Origin of the sequence: Pseudomonas guariconensis, from assembly GCF_015680235.1 — a bacterium.
Lineage (GTDB): Bacteria > Pseudomonadota > Gammaproteobacteria > Pseudomonadales > Pseudomonadaceae > Aquipseudomonas > Aquipseudomonas guariconensis_A.
The window spans coordinates 1-18,100 of the sequence record NZ_JADLJL010000008.1 but is presented as its reverse complement, the minus strand read 5'-3'; the positions used below and the strand labels follow the sequence as shown (position 1 = coordinate 18,100).

Here is an 18,100-nt window from a genome sequence, read left to right as displayed (position 1 = left end):
ATGTCCACGGAAAAACACATGTACGGTGTCCACTCCGAAGCAGGCAAGCTGCGCAAGGTAATGGTCTGCGCCCCGGGACTGGCGCACAAGCGCCTGACCCCGAGCAACTGCGACGAGCTGTTGTTCGACGATGTGATCTGGGTCGACCAGGCCAAGCGCGACCACTTCGACTTCGTCACCAAGATGCGCGAGCGCGGGGTGGATGTACTGGAAATGCACAACCTGCTCACCGACATCGTGCAGAACCCCGAGGCCCTGAAGTGGATCCTCGACCGTAAGATCACCCCTGACACCGTCGGGGTGGGCCTGACCAACGAAGTGCGCAGCTGGCTCGAAGGCCAGGAGCCACGCCACCTGGCCGAATTCCTGATCGGCGGCGTGGCCGGCCAGGACCTGCCGCAGAGCGAAGGCGCCAGCGTGGTCAACATGTACAACGACTACCTGGGCCATTCCAGCTTCATCCTGCCGCCGCTGCCCAATACCCAGTTCACCCGCGACACCACCTGCTGGATCTACGGCGGCGTGACCCTCAACCCGATGTACTGGCCGGCGCGACGCCAGGAAACCCTGCTGACCACCGCCATCTACAAGTTCCACCCTGAGTTCACCAAGGCCGACTTCCAGGTCTGGTACGGCGACCCGGACCAGGAGCATGGCCAGGCCACCCTCGAAGGCGGCGACGTCATGCCGATCGGCAAGGGCATCGTGCTGATCGGCATGGGTGAGCGCACCTCGCGCCAGGCCATCGGCCAACTGGCACAGAACCTGTTCGCCAAAGGCGCGGTAGAGAAAGTGATCGTCGCCGGGCTGCCGAAGTCCCGCGCGGCCATGCACCTGGACACCGTGTTCAGCTTCTGCGACCGCGACCTGGTCACGGTCTTCCCGGAAGTGGTGCGCGAGATCGTGCCGTTCATCATCCGCCCGGACGAAAGCAAGCCCTACGGCATGGACGTACGCCGCGAGAACAAGTCGTTCATCGAGGTGGTCGGCGAACAGCTGGGCGTCAAGCTGCGCGTGGTCGAGACCGGCGGCAACAGCTTCGCCGCCGAGCGCGAGCAGTGGGATGACGGCAACAACGTGGTGGCGCTGGAGCCAGGCGTGGTCATCGGCTACGACCGCAATACCTACACCAACACCTTGCTGCGCAAAGCCGGGATCGAGGTCATCACCATCAGTGCCGGCGAACTGGGCCGAGGCCGCGGCGGTGGCCACTGCATGACCTGCCCGATCGTACGCGACCCCATCGACTACTAGGCCATCACACCCCCGGCGGCCCCCACAAGGCGGCAGCCGGGTCGACCCCGAATCCAAGGAGAACCGTCATGGCGTTCAATATCCACAACCGCAACCTGCTCAGCCTCGAACACCACAGCACCCGTGAACTGAAATACCTGCTGGACCTGTCCCGCGACCTCAAGCGCGCCAAGTACACCGGCACCGAGCAGCAGCACCTCAAGGGCAACAACATCGCCCTGATCTTCGAAAAGACCTCGACCCGCACCCGCTGCGCCTTCGAAGTCGCCGCCTACGACCAAGGCGCCAACGTCACCTACATCGACCCCAACTCCTCGCAGATCGGCCACAAGGAGAGCATGAAGGACACCGCCCGAGTGCTCGGGCGCATGTACGATGCCATCGAATACCGTGGCTTCAAGCAGGAGATCGTCGAGGAACTGGCCAAGTTCGCCGGCGTGCCGGTGTTCAACGGCCTGACCGACGAGTACCACCCGACCCAGATGATCGCCGACGTGCTGACCATGCGCGAGCACAGCGACAAGCCGCTGCATGACATCAGCTATGCCTATCTGGGCGATGCCCGCAACAACATGGGCAACTCATTGCTGCTGATCGGCGCCAAACTCGGCATGGACGTGCGTATCGCCGCGCCCCGGGAGCTGTGGCCCCATGACGACCTGGTGCAACGCTGCAAGCAATACGCCGAGGAGAGCGGCGCGCGCATCAGCCTTACCGAAGACCCGAAAGCCGCGGTCGATGGCGTGGACTTCGTCCACACCGACGTCTGGGTCTCGATGGGCGAGCCGGTCGAGGCCTGGGGCGAGCGCATCAAGTTGCTGCTGCCCTACCAGGTGAACAAGGAGCTGATGAAGGCCACCGGCAACCCACGCACCAAGTTCATGCACTGCCTGCCGGCGTTCCACAACTCCGAGACCAAGGTCGGCAAGCAGATCGCCGAACAGTACCCGCACCTGGCCAACGGCATCGAAGTCACCGACGACGTGTTCGAGTCGCCGGCGTGCATCGCCTTCGAACAGGCGGAAAACCGCATGCACACCATCAAGGCGATCCTGGTATCGACCCTGGCTGACCTCTGACAACCCTCTCGTTCCTTGTGGGAACTCTGTGGGAGCCGGCTTGCCGGCTCCCACAAAGAACGAGGCGTTCACTCCATTTCAAAAGGACATTCACCATGCGTATCGTTGTTGCTTTGGGCGGCAACGCCCTGCTGCGTCGCGGCGAGCCCATGACCGCCGACAACCAGCGCGCCAATATCCGTACCGCCACCGAGCAGATCGCCAAGATCCACCCGGGCAACGAACTGGTCATCGCCCACGGCAACGGCCCGCAGGTCGGCCTGTTGTCGCTCCAGGGCCAGGCCTACAAACCCGATGAAGCCTACCCGCTGGACGTGCTCGGCGCCGAGACCGAAGGCATGATCGGCTACATGATCGAACAGGAGCTGGGCAACCTTTTAGACTTCGAAGTGCCCTTCGCCACGCTGCTGACCCAGGTCGAAGTCGATGCCAACGACCCGGCCTTCAAAGACCCGACCAAGTTCATCGGCCCGGTATACGGCAAGGAAGAAGCCGAGCGCCTGGCCAAGGAAAAAGGCTGGGTGGTCAAGGCCGATGGCGACAAGTACCGTCGCGTGGTCGCCAGCCCCAAGCCCAAACGCATCTTCGAGATCCGCCCGATCAAGTGGCTGCTGGAAAAGAGCAGCATCGTGATCTGCGCCGGCGGCGGCGGCATTCCCACCCTGTACGATGAAAATCGCAAGCTCAAGGGCATCGAAGCGGTGATCGACAAGGACCTGTGCTCGGCCCTGCTCGCCGAACAACTGGAGGCGGACCTACTGATCATCGCCACCGACGTCGACGCGGCCTACATCGACTGGGGCAAGCCCACGCAGAAGGCCATTGCCCAGGCCCACCCCGACGAGCTCGAACAGCTGGGCTTCGCCGCAGGCTCGATGGGGCCTAAGGTGCAGGCCGCCTGCGACTTCGCCCGCCACACCGGCAAGGTCGCGGTGATCAGTTCGCTGGAAAACATCGAAGACATCGTCAAAGGCATCGCCGGCACCCGCGTCAGCACCGAGAAGCCGGGCATCAGCTACCGTTGAATGCAATTGGCAGGCAGATCGCCCGTCGTTTTCAACCTTCCGGAGGACTCCGCCATGGCCCAGTACAAGCCCGGACACGTGCATATCGAGCGCACCGCGCTCAACCAGAACGACCATAGTTACGACCTGAACATCGAATACGAAGTGGCGCAGGACCCAAGGGAAGGTAGAGGCATCCAGTTCCACATGCATGGCAGCATCGAGGGCAAAACGGTCGACGAGAAGTTCTTCCTGGCCAAGGACCAGGTCCTGCCGAGTTTTCTCATGCAGCTCAGCCGCAGGGCCCAGTCGCACCTGCCGCCGCCGAAGAAGTTCGAGAACCTCGGCTCGCCGCACAAGCTCTACGACTACATGTTCGAGGACATTCGCCAGACCCTGGACGTGAAGTCGGGCGACCCGATCAAGCCTGAGCATCTGGAGTGACGGGCCGCTTTGCGACCCTTTCGCGGCACAAGGCCGCTCCTACAGAAGCATGCGTCCCCTTGTAGGAGCGGCCTTGTGCCGCGAAAGGGCTGCGCAGCGGCCCCGGCGATGTTGAGGCATACTACCGCCCTTCTCTCAGCCAAAATCCCATCGCCCCATGCGCATCCACGTCAGCTTCATCGACCGCGTCGGCATCACCCAGGAAGTCCTGGCCCTGCTCGGCGCACGCAACCTCAACCTGGATGCCGTGGAGATGGTCCCGCCCAATGTCTACATCGACGCGCCGACCCTGAGCCCCGCCGTGCTGGAGGAGCTTCACGACGCGCTGTTCGAGGTTCAGGGGGTGCAGTCGGTGGAAGTGGTCGACATCCTCCCAGGCCAGCGCCGCCACCTGCAGCTCGACGCACTGCTCGCCGCGATGAGCGACCCGGTACTGGCAGTGGACAGCGCAGGCCTGGTGCTGCTGGCCAACCCCGCGCTGATCGCACTGTGCGGGCGCGAGTCCGCTGGGCGCTCGGTGGGCGAACTGTTCGACGACCCTGGGCTGCTCGAGGCCCTGGTGGAAAACAACTTCCACCTGCCGATGCGCGAGATGCAGCTCAACGGCCAAAGCCTGCTGCTCGATGCCACGCCGATCACCAACGCCGGCGGCCTGCTGACGCTCTACCCGCCGACGCGCATGGGCGAGCGCCTCTCGGCCCTGCGCCACGACCACGCCGAAGGCTTCGACGCACTGCTCGGCGACTCGCCGGCAATCCGCACCCTCAAGGCCCGCGCCCTGCGAGTAGCGGCCCTGGACGCACCGCTGCTGGTGCATGGCGAGACCGGTACCGGCAAGGAGCTGGTGGCCCGCGCCTGCCATGCCATCAGCAGTCGCCATGCAGCCCCCTTCCTTGCACTGAACTGCGCCGCCCTGCCGGAGAGCCTGGCCGAGAGCGAACTGTTCGGCTATGCCCCCGGCGCCTTCACCGGCGCGCAGCGCGGCGGCAAGCCAGGGCTGATGGAGCTGGCCAACCAGGGTACGGTGTTCCTCGACGAGATCGGTGAGATGTCGCCTTACTTGCAAGCCAAGCTGCTGCGGTTTCTCAGCGACGGCAGCTTCCGCCGGGTAGGCGGCGACCGCGAGGTCAAAGTCGATGTGCGCATCATCAGCGCCACCCACCGCGACCTGGAGCGCATGGTCGCCGAAGGCACCTTCCGCGAAGACCTGTTCTACCGCCTCAACGTGCTCAACCTGCAGGTACCGCCCCTGCGCGAGCGGGGCCAGGACATCCTCCTGCTGGCGCATTTCTTCATGCAGCAGGCCTGCACGCAGATCCAGCGCCCACCCTGCCGCCTGGCCCCGGCCACCCATTCGGCACTGCTCGCCAACCCCTGGCCGGGCAACGTGCGCCAGCTGCAGAACGTGATCTTCCGTGCCGCGGCCATCTGCGAAGGTAGCCTGGTGGACATCGGCGACCTCGACATCGCCGGCACCTCCGTGGCGCGTGGCCAGGACGGCGAAGTGGCGAGCCTGGAGCAAGCGGTGCAGGCCTTCGAGCGCGACCTGTTGCAACGTCTGTACCTGAGCTACCCCTCGACCCGGCAGCTGGCCGGGCGCCTGCAGACCTCGCACACCGCCATCGCCCAACGGCTGCGCAAATACGGTATTCCGGGCAAGCATTGAAAACTATCTTTCCCCTGAACTTTAAATATTAAGTCGATTAACTTCAGAATCCCCTTACATAACTAACCGACACTTCACACCTAGAATCCCGCGCTCTAGTCAATATTCTTCTGAAGATTCAAAGAGTGCACTCACATGCTTGAGCTCGACTTCTATGGAACGCTGGTGGCAGCCTCGCTGGTATTGCTGCTGGGGCGTGGCCTTGTCGCCCGCCTGGGTTTCCTGCGCACCTACAACATCCCCGAACCGGTGGCAGGCGGCCTGCTCGTGGCCTTGGTGCTGCTGGGCCTGCGCAGCCTGGACATCCAGGTCCAATTCGATACCTCGTTGCAAACGCCCTTGATGCTCGCCTTCTTCGCCACCATCGGCTTGAGCGCAGACTTCGCCAGCCTGAAGAAAGGCGGGCGTGTGGTTACCGTGTTCCTGCTGGTGGTCACTGCGCTGCTGGTGGTCCAGAACGCCATGGGCATCGGCCTGGCGACAGCCCTCGGGCTGGACCCGCTGATGGGCCTGCTGTCGGGCTCGATCACTTTGTCCGGCGGCCACGGTACCGGCGCGGCCTGGGGCGCGACCTTCAGCGAGAAGTTCGGCCTGGCCTCGGCGTCCGAGCTGGCGCTGGCCTCGGCGACATTCGGCCTGGTACTGGGCGGGTTGATCGGCGGCCCGGTCGCACGCCTGCTCATCAGCCGCGTGCAGACGCCCGGCATCGTGTCGGAAGCGCCAACCCTGCCCAAGGGGTTCGAGCAACCCAACAAGGAACGCCTGATCACGCCGTTCTCCCTGATCGAAACCATCGCCCTGATCGCGGTCAGCCTGCTGGCAGGCTCGCTCTTGAACGAATGGCTCAAGGGCACGGCATTCGAACTGCCGACATTCGTCTGCGTATTGTTCGTAGGCGTCATCTTGCGCAACGGGCTTTCGGCTTTGGGTTTGTATCAAGTGTTCGAGCGAGAAGTGTCCGTGATGGGCAATGTGAGCTTGTCGCTGTTCCTGGCCATTGCCCTGATGTCGCTCAAATTGTGGGACCTCGCGGCCCTGGCATTGCCCTTCCTGATTCTGTTGACCGCACAAACGCTGGTCATGGCCTTGTTCGCGATCTTCGTCACATTCAGGGTCATGGGCCGCAACTACGATGCGGCAGTGCTGGCAGCCGGGCATTGCGGTTTCGGCCTGGGTGCCACGCCTACGGCCATCGCCAACATGCAGGCGGTGACCCAACGCTACGGAGCGTCCCAGCTCGCCTTCCTGGTGGTGCCAATGGTGGGGGCATTCTTCATCGACATCATCAACGTCATCGTGATCAAGCTGTACCTCGCCCTGCCCCTCTTCGCCGCCTTTTGACTACGGGGCTCGCGCCCCAAGCTGACAAAACTGTAATGCTTGTCTCAGGCAGCTGACAGCCGTCGCTGCCTAGGCTAAGACCATGAGCGAGCTGTGGCGCATAGCCCAGCCCGACAGCCTGGCCGCGCCGATGGATCGCGCAGGCTCCATTGACTCATGGGACATACACGGCATGCATTGCAAAACCTCGAGGCGAACCTTCGTCAAGGGCCTGGCCGCAAGTGGCATCCTGGGCGGCCTGGGCCTGTGGCGCAGCCCGGTCTGGGCCCTCACCAGCCCAGGGCAGCCCACGGTGCTGAGCGGTACCGAATTCGACCTGTTCATCGGCCAGACGCCGGTCAATATCACTGGCGCCTCGCGCACGGCCATGACCATCAACGGCACCCTGCCCGGGCCACTCCTGCGCTGGCGTGAAGGCGACACGGTCACCCTGCGCGTGCGCAACCGCCTGCAGGAAGACACCTCGATCCATTGGCACGGCATCATCCTGCCGGCCAACATGGACGGCGTACCGGGCCTGAGCTTCCACGGCATCGCGCCGGACGGCCTGTACGAATACCGGTTCCAGGTCAGGCAGAGCGGCACCTATTGGTACCACAGCCATTCCGGGTTGCAGGAACAGGTGGGCGTATACGGCCCCTTGGTCATCGACCCGAAGGAACCCGAGCCCTTCCAGTACGACCGCGATTACGTGGTGATGCTCAGCGACTGGACCGACGAGAACCCGGCCCGGGTCATGGCCAAGCTGAAAAAACAGTCCGACTACTACAACTTCCACAAGCGCACCGTGGGCGACTTCATCAACGACGTGGGCGAGAAAGGCTGGTCGGCCACCCTGGCCGACCGCAAGATGTGGGCCGAAATGAAAATGAGCCCCACGGACCTCGCCGATGTCAGCGGGTATACCTATACCTACCTGATGAACGGCCAGGCGCCAGATGGCAACTGGACAGCCATCTTCAAGCCGGGCGAGAAGATCCGCCTGCGCTTTATCAACGGTTCGGCCATGAGCTACTTCGACGTCCGCATCCCGGGCCTGAAGATGACCGTGGTCGCCGCCGACGGCCAGCCCGTCGAGCCGGTGAGTATCGACGAGTTTCGCATCGCCGTCGCGGAAACCTACGATGTGCTGGTGGAGCCTGCCGCTGAGCAGGCCTACACGATCTTCGCCCAGTCCATGGACCGTACCGGTTATGCCCGCGGCACCCTGGCCGTGCAGCATGGCCTGAGCGCCGCGGTACCGGCGCTCGACCCACGCCCCCTGATCAGCATGGCCGACATGGGCATGGACCATGGCGGCATGGGCAGCATGGCCCCAGGCATGCAGGGCGACATGGCCGGCATGGACCACAGCCAGATGGCGGGCATGAACCATGGCGCCGCCGGTGGCCAGATGCAGCAGCACCCGGCCTCGGAAAGCAATAGCCCGCTGGTCGACATGCAGACCATGACCCCCACGCCCAAGCTGGACGACCCGGGCATCGGGCTGCGCGACAACGGCCGCAAGGTACTGACCTATGCCGACCTGCGCAGTACGTTCATCGACCCGGACGGCCGCGAGCCCGGCCGCACCGTCGAGCTGCACCTGACCGGCCACATGGAGAAATTCTCCTGGTCATTCGACGGGATCAAGTTTTCCGACGCCGAGCCGTTGCGCCTGAAATACGGCGAGCGCCTGCGCATCACCCTGGTCAACGACACCATGATGACCCACCCCATCCACCTCCACGGCATGTGGAGCGACCTCGAGGATGAGCACGGCAACTTCATGGTGCGCAAGCACACCATCGACATGCCCCCTGGCTCCAAGCGCAGCTATCGCGTCACCGCCGACGCGCTGGGCCGCTGGGCCTACCACTGCCATCTGCTGTTCCACATGGAAATGGGCATGTTCCGTGAAGTCCGTGTGGACGAATGAGGAGACTTGCAATGAATGAATCCAAGATGCGTAAGACACTGTTCGGCGGCCTGCTGGCCTTCGGCCTGGCCGTGTTGTCGATGCCTGCGGCCCTGGCCGCAGACGAGCATGACGCACACCAGAAACGCTCGGCGGGCGAGATGGAGAAAATGGATCATGGGCAGATGGACCACGGCAGCATGGACCACGGCAAGATGCCCATGGACCATGGAAAAATGATGGATCACGGCTCGATGAAGCCTGAGCCGAAAACGGACAAGGCACAAACGGGCAAGGACAATGACCAGTAGAACCACGGCATCATCCGCACTGGCGGCGCTTGTCTCGTTCGGGGCCCTGGCCCTGGGCCCGGCAAGCGCAGCCGAAGGCATGGATCACAGCCAGATGGACCACGGCCAAATGCACGGCATGGGTCACAGTCAGATGAACCACGGCCAGATGCACGGCATGGGTCACAGTCAGATGAACCACGGCCAGATGCAAGGCATGGATCACGGCAAGATGAACCACGCCGCGCCAGGCGCTTCGTCGGCGACCGAAAGCCGCACCCCCATTCCGGAGCTGACCGACGCCGACCGCAAGGCTGCCTTTCCCCCGCTCCCCGGCCATGGCGTCCACGACAGCGCGATCAACACCTTCTTCCTGCTCGACCAACTGGAGTACCAGGACGCCGATGACGGCAGCACCTTGGCCTGGGATGCGTCGGGCTGGATCGGCGGCGATGTCGATCGCCTCTGGCTGCGTTCCGAAGGCGAACGCACCAACGGCGTGACCGAGGAAGCCGAGGTCCAGGCGCTCTGGGGCCATGCCATCGGGCCTTGGTGGGATGTGGTCACCGGCGTTCGCCAGGACTTCAAGCCTGGCGCCCCGCAAACCTGGGCCGCATTCGGGCTGCAAGGCATGGCGCTCTATGCCTTCGAAGCCGAAGCGACGGCGTTCGTTGGTGAGAACGGCCAGAGCGCACTGCGCCTGGAAGGTGACTACGACATATTGCTCACCAATCGGCTGATCCTCCAGCCGACGGCAGAAGTGAACGTCTATGGCAAGAACGACGAAGCACGTGGCGTCGGCTCGGGCCTGGCCAACACCGAAGTCGGCCTTCGCCTGCGTTATGAAATACGGCGCGAGTTCGCGCCCTATATCGGCGTCACGTGGAGCCGCTCCTACGGCAATACCGCCGACATGCTGCGCGACGAGGGCGAGGATGTGGAAGAAGCGCGCTTCGTGGCCGGTATCCGTATGTGGTTCTGAGACCCTGACATGAAAAGAACAATAAAAACGCTGAGCCTTGCAAGTGCCGTAGGTAGTGCGGCCATCCTGGGGGTGGCCTATTTCGGCCTGGTCAACGTGGGGGCCGATGACCCGCACTTCGCCCCGGTCCACGCCTTCTTGGCCATGGCCCGAGACCGCTCTATCGAAGTGCGTGCGCGAAACCTCCAGGTCCCTGACCTCAAGGATGAAGCCTTGATTCGAACAGGCGCCGGCAACTACAACGCCATGTGCGTCAGCTGCCACTTGGCGCCGGGCCTGGAAAAGACCGAACTGAGCCAAGGCCTGTATCCTGCTCCGCCGAACCTGGCCAAGCCAGGGCTGGATGCAAGCCCTGCCCTGGCATTCTGGACCATCAAGCATGGCATCAAGGCCACGGGCATGCCGGCCTGGGGCAAGAGCATGGAAGACCCGTACATCTGGGGCATCGTCGCCTTCCTCCAGCAATTGCCCTCCTTGGATGCCGAGCAGTATCAGCTGTTGGTCGCCAGCAGTTCAGGCCACCAGCATGGCGGCGGTGAAACCCGGATGCACAATGCGCCCGATGGCCATGGTGCTCATCATGGAACTACCCCGGCGCAGGAAGCGGCTGTACCAGGTACCCATCACCATGCGGACGGTAAGAAGCACGCCCACCATTGACGGCAGAACGGGGTGACCGTATCGATTTCAATACAATGTACTGAAATCGTTCCAAACCACCTCGACTACCAGTACGCAAGGGTTTGATCCACCATGGCTTTTCAATCGCCGCCGAGCTGTAGTGATTTCATTACACCTCAACCCGACAAACCCTCGCGCAAATCGCTGTCCGCCTTGATTTCCGGGCCCTCGCACTAATTGGCCGCATTATTGCTAAGGGAATCGTGACCAAGAGCGCGGAACCACCGTGCCTACCTCCCCTGCTTCGAGGATTCCCCATGAGCGAGTTGCGTTTCACCGAAGATCACGAATGGCTGCGCGTCGAAGCTGACGGCAGTGTCACCGTGGGCATCACCGCCTATGCCCAGAACGCTTTGGGCGATGTGGTCTACGTGCAACTGCCGGAACTGCAGCAATACGAACAAGGCGCCGAAGCCTCGACCGTGGAATCGGTGAAAGCCGCCAGCGGCGTGTACATGCCCTTGACCGGTAAAGTGGTCGCAGTCAACGAAGACCTCAACAACAGCCCTGAGTTGGTCAATGAAGACCCATTGGGCGAAGGCTGGTTCTTCCGCTTCGTTCCGGCCGACGCCAGCGCCGTCGGCAAACTGCTCGACCAGGCCGCCTACGACCGCCTGATCAACGAAAACGCCTGAGGAGCCGCCATGACCATCAACCTCGGCACCGCCAATGAATTCATCGCCCGCCACATCGGCCCACGCAGCGCCGATGAACAGGCCATGCTCACCGCCTTGGGCTTCGAGTCGCTCGATGCCATGACCGCCGCGGTCATTCCCGACACCATCAAGGGCACCAGCGTACTCGGTAACGCCGACGGCCAGAGCGAGGCCGATGCCCTTGCCGACCTCAAGGCCATCGCCGGCAAGAACCAGCTGTTCAAGAACTACATCGGCCAGGGCTACTACAACACCCACACGCCGGCTCCGATCCTGCGCAACCTGCTGGAAAACCCGGCCTGGTACACCGCCTATACCCCCTACCAGCCGGAAATCTCCCAAGGCCGCCTGGAAGCGCTGCTCAACTTCCAGACCCTGATCAGCGACCTGACCGGCCTGCCGATCGCCAACGCCTCCCTGCTTGACGAAGCTACCGCCGCCGCCGAGGCCATGACCTTCTGCAAGCGCCTGTCGAAGAACAAGGGCGGCCATGCCTTCTTCGCCTCCATCCATTGCCACCCGCAGACCCTCGACGTGCTGCGCACCCGTGCCGAGCCCCTGGGTATCGAAGTGGTGGTGGGCGACGAGCGCGAGCTCGGCGATGTCGGCAACTTCTTCGGTGCCCTGCTGCAATACCCGGCCAGCAACGGTGACGTGTTCGACTACCGCGAGCTAGTACAACGCTTGCACGCCAGCAATGCCCTGGTCGCGGTGGCCGCTGACCTGCTGGCTTTGACCCTGCTCACCCCGCCGGGCGAATTCGAGGCGGACGTGGCCATCGGCAGCGCCCAGCGCTTCGGTGTACCGCTGGGCTTCGGCGGCCCGCACGCGGCCTACTTCGCCACTCGCGATGCATTCAAGCGCGACATGCCCGGCCGCCTGGTCGGCGTGTCCATCGACCGCTTCGGCAAGACCGCCCTACGCCTGGCCATGCAGACCCGTGAGCAGCACATCCGCCGCGAGAAGGCCACCAGCAACATCTGCACCGCCCAGGTGCTGCTGGCCAACATCGCCAGCATGTTCGCCGTGTACCACGGCCCGGTCGGCCTCAAGCGCATCGCCGAACGCACCCACGCCTTGACCGCTATCCTCGCCACCGGCCTGGAACAGTTGGGCGTCCAGGTCGTTACCCGTGCCTACTTCGACACCCTCACCCTGGCCACCGGTGACGCCACCGCCCGCCTGCACGAGCAGGCCCGCGCCCAGGGCATCAACCTGCGCCAGATCGACGCCGCGCACCTGGGCCTGTCCCTGGACGAAACCTGCACCCAGGCCGATGTCGAGGCCCTGTGGCAGCTGTTCGCCGAAGGCAAGGCCGCGCCGGCCTTCGCCAGCCTGGCTGCCAGCACTGTCTCGCGCCTGCCATCGGCCCTGCTGCGCCAATCGGCGATCCTCGAACACCCGGTGTTCAACCGCTACCACAGCGAAACCGAGCTGATGCGCTACCTGCGCCGCCTGGCCGACAAGGACCTGGCCCTGGACCGCAGCATGATCCCGCTAGGCTCGTGCACCATGAAGCTCAATGCCGCCAGCGAGATGATCCCGGTGACCTGGGCCGAGTTCGGCAACCTGCACCCCTTCGCCCCGGCCGAGCAGAGCCAGGGCTACCTGCAGATGACCCGCGAACTGGAAGCCATGCTCTGCGCCGCCACCGGCTACGACGCCGTATCGCTGCAGCCCAACGCCGGCTCCCAGGGCGAGTACGCGGGCCTGCTGGCCATCCGCGCCTACCACCGCAGCCGCGGCGAAGGCCACCGTGACATCTGCCTTATCCCATCCTCGGCCCACGGCACCAACCCCGCTACCGCGCACATGGCCGGCATGCGTGTGGTGGTCACCGCCTGTGACGCACGCGGCAACGTCGATGTCGAGGACCTGCGTGCCAAGGCCATCGAGCACCGCGATCGCCTGGCCGCGATCATGATCACCTACCCTTCGACCCACGGCGTGTTCGAGGAAGCGATCGGCGAGATCTGCGCGATCATCCACGACAACGGCGGCCAGGTGTACATCGACGGTGCCAACATGAACGCCATGGTCGGCCTGTGCGCTCCAGGCAAGTTCGGCGGCGATGTCTCGCACCTGAACCTGCACAAGACCTTCTGCATTCCCCACGGCGGTGGCGGCCCAGGCGTCGGCCCGATCGGCGTCAAGTCGCACCTGGCACCGTTCCTGCCTGGCCATGCGGCCCTGGAGAACACCCAGGGCGCGGTCTGCGCCGCACCGTTCGGCAGCGCCAGCATCCTGCCGATCACCTGGATGTACATCCGCATGATGGGCGGCGTGGGCCTCAAGCGCGCTTCGCAGATGGCCATCCTCAACGCCAACTACATCGCCCGTCGCCTGGAAGAGCACTATCCTGTCCTGTATACCGGTGGCAATGGCCTGGTGGCCCACGAGTGCATCCTCGACCTGCGCCCGCTCAAGGACAGCAGCGGCATCAGCGTCGACGACGTGGCCAAGCGTCTGATCGACTTTGGCTTCCATGCCCCGACCATGTCCTTCCCGGTGGCCGGCACCTTGATGATCGAACCGACCGAAAGCGAGTCCAAGGAGGAACTGGACCGTTTCTGCGACGCGATGATCCAGATCCGCGAGGAAATCCGCGCGGTCGAGAACGGCACCCTGGACAAGGACGACAACCCGCTGAAGAACGCCCCGCACACCGCGGCGGAACTGGTCGGCGAATGGGCCCACGGTTATAGCCGCGAGCAGGCGGTGTACCCGCTGCCGAGCCTGGTGGAGGCCAAGTACTGGCCGCCAGTGGGCCGGGTCGACAACGTGTACGGCGACCGCAACCTGGTCTGCGCCTGCCCGTCGATCGAGAGCTACCAGGACGCCTGATCAGGCATGCTGGCCCAATCGCCGGCAAGCCGGCTCCCACAGGCGTCTCGCTGCCCGTAAGCATGGTGCAGTACCTGTGAGAGCTGGCTTGCCAGCGATCGAGTGCGCAGCACTCGCTTTCACCTTCTGGAGGGAACACGCAATGTCACTGAGCGTCTTCGACCTGTTCAAGATCGGCATCGGCCCCTCCAGCTCGCACACGGTCGGCCCGATGCGCGCCGCCGCGCGCTTCGCCGAAGGGCTGCGCCGCGATGGCCTGCTCACCCGTACCGTAAGCGTCAAGGCCGAGCTGTATGGCTCGCTCGGCGCCACCGGCAAGGGCCATGGCAGCGACAAGGCCGTGCTGCTGGGCCTTGAAGGCGAGCACCCGGACACCGTCGACACCGAGGCCATCCCCGCCCGTCTGCACGCGATCCGCGACAGCGGCCGCCTGCGCCTTTTGGGCGAGCATGAAATCGCCTTCGTCGAGAAACAACACCTGGCGATGATCCGCAAGCCCCTGGCCTACCACCCCAACGGCATGATCTTCCGCGCCTTCGATGAAGCCGGGCTGCAGATCCGAAGCCGGGAGTACTACTCGGTCGGTGGTGGCTTCGTGGTCGACGAGGATGCCGCCGGCCAGGACCGGATCGTCGAGGACAGCACCGTGCTGGCCTACCCGTTCCGCACCGCCAAGGAACTGCTCGCCCACTGCAGCGAACAGCACCTGTCGATCAGCCAGGTGATGCTGGCCAACGAAGCGGCCTGGCGGCCCGAGGCCGAGACCCGCGAAGGGCTGCTGCACATCTGGCAGGTCATGCAGGATTGCGTCGAAGCCGGTTACCGTCACGAAGGCATCCTGCCCGGCGGGCTCAAGGTCAAGCGGCGTGCACCGGCGCTGTATCGCCAGCTCAGCCGTCACCCCGAAGCCAGCCTGCGCGATGCGCTGTCGGTGCTCGACTGGGTCAACCTCTACGCCCTGGCGGTGAACGAGGAGAACGCCTACGGCGGGCGGGTGGTCACCGCGCCGACCAATGGCGCGGCGGGCATCGTCCCGGCGGTGCTGCACTACTACATGCGCTTCATTCCCGGTGCCAACGAGGACGGGGTCGTGCGCTTTCTGCTCACGGCTGCGGCCATCGGCATCTTGTACAAGGAAAACGCCTCGATCTCCGGTGCCGAAGTCGGCTGCCAGGGCGAGGTGGGTGTAGCGTGCTCCATGGCGGCCGGCGCTTTGTGCGAGGTCATGGGCGGCAGCCCGCAGCAGGTGGAGAACGCCGCCGAGATCGGCATGGAACACAACCTGGGCCTGACCTGCGACCCCATTGGCGGGTTGGTCCAGGTGCCTTGTATCGAGCGCAACGCCATGGGCTCGGTCAAGGCGATCAACGCGGTGCGCATGGCCTTGCGTGGCGACGGGCAACACTATGTCTCGCTCGACAAGGTCATCCGCACCATGCGCCAGACCGGCGCAGACATGAAAAGCAAATACAAGGAGACCGCCCGCGGCGGTCTGGCCGTCAACATCATCGAATGTTGACCCGAATAACAACGAGGAACCATCGATGTCCGAAACACTGCACAAGACCCCATTGCACGCCCTGCACCTGGAACTGGGCGCCCGCATGGTGCCGTTCGCCGGCTATGACATGCCGGTGCAGTATCCACTGGGCGTGCTCAAGGAGCACCTGCACACCCGTGAACAGGCGGGCCTGTTCGACGTCTCGCACATGGGTCAGATCCGCCTGCGCGGCAGCGATGCCGCCAAGGCTCTGGAAACCCTGGTGCCGGTGGACATCATCGACCTGCCGGTGGGCATGCAGCGCTACGCCATGTTCACCAACGAGCAAGGTGGCATCCTCGACGACCTGATGGTCGCCAACCTGGGCAAGGACGAGCTGTTCCTGGTGGTCAACGCCGCCTGCAAGGAACAGGACTTGGCTCACCTGCAAAAGCACATCGGCGCGCGCTGCGAGATCCAGGCGCTGTTCGAGGAGCGCGCCCTACTGGCCCTGCAAGGCCCCGCTGCCGTCAAGGTGCTCGAGCGCCTGGCTCCGGAAGTGGCCGGCATGACCTTCATGCAGTTCCGCCCCGTCAACCTGCTAGGCGCCGACTGCTATGTCAGCCGCTCGGGCTACACCGGTGAAGACGGCTACGAGATCTCGGTCCCGGTCGCCGCCGCCGAAGCCCTCGCCCGCCGCCTGCTGGCCGAGCCCGAGGTACAGCCGATCGGCCTAGGCGCACGCGACTCGCTGCGCCTGGAAGCCGGCCTGTGCCTGTACGGCCACGACATGAACACCTCCACGACGCCAGTCGAGGCCAGCCTGCTATGGGCCGTGTCCAAGGTGCGCCGCGCCGAGGGCGCACGTGCCGGTGGTTTCCCGGGGGCCCACGCCATCTTCGAGCAACAACGGCAAAGCGTTGCCCGCAAGCGGGTTGGCTTGCTGCCGCAAGAGCGCACCCCAGTCCGCGAAGGGGCGCAGATCGTCGATGCCGACGGGCAGCCCGTCGGTGAAGTGTGCAGCGGCGGCTTCGGCCCGACACTCGGCGCCCCGGTCGCCATGGGCTATGTCGATAGCGAACATGCTGCACTCGATACCGCTTTGTTCGCTGTTGTGCGCGGCAAGCAGGTGGCCTTGAAAGTGAGCAAAATGCCATTCGTAGCGCAGCGTTACTATCGCGGTTGATAACCGGGGAGACAGGTTCTGCATATTCGTTTTCGAACCTGTCATATAACTTTTGGAACATGGCGCCAGGCCAGGCGCCATGCCGTTTCCGACAATTTTGTCGGTTATCGGCAAAAGCCGGGAATCCAGTGGTCCGCAGGGCTTGTTTTTCTCGCTGGAGTTAGCGTAGAGTCATTGCACTGTGTTTGCATGGGTCGCAACAGTTCGTGACCTGGGCCAGTAGCTGAATCTGCTACAACCCGTTCGACGTCTCTTACTTTCCTGCAACCCAGCCCGGTACTCTTTCATAACCTTTAGATATGAAAGAAACTGTCATCAAAATTTAAGCTTCATAGGAAACAAGACAATGGCTGAGCGTCAGAACGGTACCGTCAAGTGGTTCAATGACGAGAAAGGTTACGGCTTCATCACCCCAGAAAGCGGTCCGGATCTGTTCGTGCACTTCCGTGCCATCGAAGGCAACGGCTTCAAGAGCCTGAAAGAAGGCCAGAAGGTCACCTTCGAAGCAGTGCAAGGCCAGAAAGGCATGCAGGCTGACAAGGTTCAGGTCGCCGGCTAAGCCCGATCCCGACTTCAAAAAGCCCCTGCCATGTGCAGGGGCTTTTTTTTGCCCGTAGAATAGCCGCTTCGCCATATGGAGCTGCCCCTGCATGTCCAAGCCTCTGCTCGCCCCCCAAGGCGACTTCCCACCGGTCGGCCTGGGCCGCCGCCTGGCTGCGATGTTCTATGACTTCCTGCTGTGCACCGCGCTGCTGATCGTCACCGCCGGCCTCTACAAGCTGGTGCAGATGGCGATCATCGGCGAGGCGCGCATGCGCGAGTTGACCGATGCTGGTGCGCTGGACGGCGACCCGCTGCTGTCGACGATCCTGCTGTTCGCCCTGTTTGGCTTCTTCGCCAAGTTCTGGACCCACGGTGGCCAGACCCTGGGCATGCAGGTATGGGGCGTACGGGTGCAGAACGCCGACGGCAGTGCCATCAGCCTGTGGCAGGCGTTGTTGCGCTTCGTGGTGGCCATCGCGTCGTGGCTGTGCCTGGGCCTGGGCTTCCTCTGGGCGCTGGTCGACAAGCGCAAGCGTGGCTGGCACGACATTTATTCAGAAACCCAGTTGGTGCGGGTGCCCAAGCGCAAGTGAAACCTACCAACCTGTAGGAGCGTGCAAGAGCATTGCCTGCCGGCACAAAAAAGCCGACCCTGAGGTCGGCTGCACTTGGGGCTGCTACGCAGCCCATCGCCGGGGCCGCCCGGGACCCCCCCCCGGGAGCCGCCGGCAGGGAGAGGGTGGCGGCGGGCAG

16 protein-coding genes are annotated in these 18,100 nt (G+C 63.9%); all 16 read left to right on the top strand.

Annotated features, from left to right (window positions below):
- The 16 genes from arcA (at nt 1) to IRZ56_RS08130 (ending at nt 17,940) form a co-directional block, all read left to right on the top strand.
- Entirely contained in the window at nt 1–1,254 is a 1,254-nt protein-coding gene (gene arcA / locus IRZ56_RS08205) for an arginine deiminase (RefSeq protein WP_196144493.1), read from the top strand.
- Nucleotides 1,255–1,322: 68 nt separating this feature from the next.
- The gene (locus IRZ56_RS08200; RefSeq protein ID WP_196144492.1) at nt 1,323–2,333 is read left to right on the top strand and encodes an ornithine carbamoyltransferase; all 1,011 of its coding nucleotides are present in this window, start codon (nt 1,323–1,325) and stop codon (nt 2,331–2,333) included.
- Nucleotides 2,334–2,428: 95 nt separating this feature from the next.
- Nucleotides 2,429–3,358 carry a carbamate kinase gene (gene arcC, locus IRZ56_RS08195; RefSeq protein WP_196144491.1) on the top strand — a complete coding sequence of 310 codons (930 nt, stop codon included), beginning with the start codon at nt 2,429–2,431 and terminating at the stop codon, nt 3,356–3,358.
- A 54-nt stretch (nt 3,359–3,412) separates the two neighbouring features.
- Entirely contained in the window at nt 3,413–3,781 is a 369-nt protein-coding gene (locus IRZ56_RS08190; RefSeq protein ID WP_196144490.1) for a DUF5064 family protein, read from the top strand.
- Nucleotides 3,782–3,938: 157 nt separating this feature from the next.
- Complete coding sequence (locus IRZ56_RS08185) at nt 3,939–5,447, top strand: sigma-54-dependent transcriptional regulator (RefSeq protein ID WP_196144489.1); 1,509 nt, start codon at nt 3,939–3,941, stop codon at nt 5,445–5,447.
- Between the two features lie 135 nt (nt 5,448–5,582).
- Nucleotides 5,583–6,788, top strand: coding sequence for a sodium/glutamate symporter (gene gltS, locus IRZ56_RS08180; RefSeq protein ID WP_196144488.1), 1,206 nt, complete (start codon nt 5,583–5,585; stop codon nt 6,786–6,788).
- A 172-nt stretch (nt 6,789–6,960) separates the two neighbouring features.
- The gene (locus tag IRZ56_RS08175) at nt 6,961–8,706 is read left to right on the top strand and encodes a copper resistance system multicopper oxidase (RefSeq protein WP_196144487.1); all 1,746 of its coding nucleotides are present in this window, start codon (nt 6,961–6,963) and stop codon (nt 8,704–8,706) included.
- Between the two features lie 11 nt (nt 8,707–8,717).
- Nucleotides 8,718–8,996 carry a hypothetical protein gene (locus IRZ56_RS23135; protein WP_230386050.1) on the top strand — a complete coding sequence of 93 codons (279 nt, stop codon included), beginning with the start codon at nt 8,718–8,720 and terminating at the stop codon, nt 8,994–8,996.
- A complete protein-coding gene (locus IRZ56_RS08165) occupies nt 8,986–9,957 on the top strand; it encodes a copper resistance protein B (RefSeq protein WP_230386051.1) in 972 nt (323 codons plus the stop codon). Before IRZ56_RS23135 ends, IRZ56_RS08165 begins: the two co-directional genes overlap by 11 nt.
- 9 nt (nt 9,958–9,966) lie before the next feature.
- A complete protein-coding gene (locus tag IRZ56_RS08160) occupies nt 9,967–10,617 on the top strand; it encodes a c-type cytochrome (protein WP_196144486.1) in 651 nt (216 codons plus the stop codon).
- Between the two features lie 278 nt (nt 10,618–10,895).
- Nucleotides 10,896–11,273 (top strand): glycine cleavage system protein GcvH, encoded by a 378-nt coding sequence (gcvH, locus tag IRZ56_RS08155; protein ID WP_196144485.1) that lies wholly within the window; start codon nt 10,896–10,898, stop codon nt 11,271–11,273.
- Between the two features lie 9 nt (nt 11,274–11,282).
- On the top strand, nt 11,283–14,138 hold the full coding sequence (gene gcvP, locus IRZ56_RS08150; protein ID WP_196144484.1) for an aminomethyl-transferring glycine dehydrogenase: 2,856 nt from the start codon (nt 11,283–11,285) through the stop codon (nt 14,136–14,138).
- A gap of 142 nt (nt 14,139–14,280) precedes the next feature.
- Complete coding sequence (locus IRZ56_RS08145) at nt 14,281–15,657, top strand: L-serine ammonia-lyase (protein WP_196144483.1); 1,377 nt, start codon at nt 14,281–14,283, stop codon at nt 15,655–15,657.
- A 25-nt stretch (nt 15,658–15,682) separates the two neighbouring features.
- The gene (gene gcvT, locus IRZ56_RS08140) at nt 15,683–16,804 is read left to right on the top strand and encodes a glycine cleavage system aminomethyltransferase GcvT (RefSeq protein WP_196144482.1); all 1,122 of its coding nucleotides are present in this window, start codon (nt 15,683–15,685) and stop codon (nt 16,802–16,804) included.
- A gap of 346 nt (nt 16,805–17,150) precedes the next feature.
- The gene (locus IRZ56_RS08135) at nt 17,151–17,363 is read left to right on the top strand and encodes a cold-shock protein (RefSeq protein ID WP_003257941.1); all 213 of its coding nucleotides are present in this window, start codon (nt 17,151–17,153) and stop codon (nt 17,361–17,363) included.
- A gap of 91 nt (nt 17,364–17,454) precedes the next feature.
- Nucleotides 17,455–17,940, top strand: coding sequence for an RDD family protein (locus tag IRZ56_RS08130; protein WP_196144481.1), 486 nt, complete (start codon nt 17,455–17,457; stop codon nt 17,938–17,940).
- The last annotated feature ends 160 nt before the right edge of the window (nt 17,941–18,100 follow it).

Coding starts and splice junctions, on each gene's coding strand:
- IRZ56_RS08200 (WP_196144492.1), top strand. CDS start 1,323: ATGGCGTTCAATATCCACAACCGCAACCTGCTCAGCCTCGAACACCAC.
- gltS (WP_196144488.1), top strand. CDS start 5,583: ATGCTTGAGCTCGACTTCTATGGAACGCTGGTGGCAGCCTCGCTGGTA.
- IRZ56_RS08145 (WP_196144483.1), top strand. CDS start 14,281: ATGTCACTGAGCGTCTTCGACCTGTTCAAGATCGGCATCGGCCCCTCC.
- arcC (WP_196144491.1), top strand. CDS start 2,429: ATGCGTATCGTTGTTGCTTTGGGCGGCAACGCCCTGCTGCGTCGCGGC.
- arcA (WP_196144493.1), top strand. CDS start 1: ATGTCCACGGAAAAACACATGTACGGTGTCCACTCCGAAGCAGGCAAG.
- IRZ56_RS08175 (WP_196144487.1), top strand. CDS start 6,961: ATGCATTGCAAAACCTCGAGGCGAACCTTCGTCAAGGGCCTGGCCGCA.
- IRZ56_RS08130 (WP_196144481.1), top strand. CDS start 17,455: ATGTCCAAGCCTCTGCTCGCCCCCCAAGGCGACTTCCCACCGGTCGGC.
- gcvT (WP_196144482.1), top strand. CDS start 15,683: ATGTCCGAAACACTGCACAAGACCCCATTGCACGCCCTGCACCTGGAA.
- IRZ56_RS08160 (WP_196144486.1), top strand. CDS start 9,967: ATGAAAAGAACAATAAAAACGCTGAGCCTTGCAAGTGCCGTAGGTAGT.
- gcvP (WP_196144484.1), top strand. CDS start 11,283: ATGACCATCAACCTCGGCACCGCCAATGAATTCATCGCCCGCCACATC.
- IRZ56_RS08190 (WP_196144490.1), top strand. CDS start 3,413: ATGGCCCAGTACAAGCCCGGACACGTGCATATCGAGCGCACCGCGCTC.
- IRZ56_RS08165 (WP_230386051.1), top strand. CDS start 8,986: ATGACCAGTAGAACCACGGCATCATCCGCACTGGCGGCGCTTGTCTCG.
- IRZ56_RS23135 (WP_230386050.1), top strand. CDS start 8,718: ATGAATGAATCCAAGATGCGTAAGACACTGTTCGGCGGCCTGCTGGCC.
- IRZ56_RS08135 (WP_003257941.1), top strand. CDS start 17,151: ATGGCTGAGCGTCAGAACGGTACCGTCAAGTGGTTCAATGACGAGAAA.
- gcvH (WP_196144485.1), top strand. CDS start 10,896: ATGAGCGAGTTGCGTTTCACCGAAGATCACGAATGGCTGCGCGTCGAA.
- IRZ56_RS08185 (WP_196144489.1), top strand. CDS start 3,939: ATGCGCATCCACGTCAGCTTCATCGACCGCGTCGGCATCACCCAGGAA.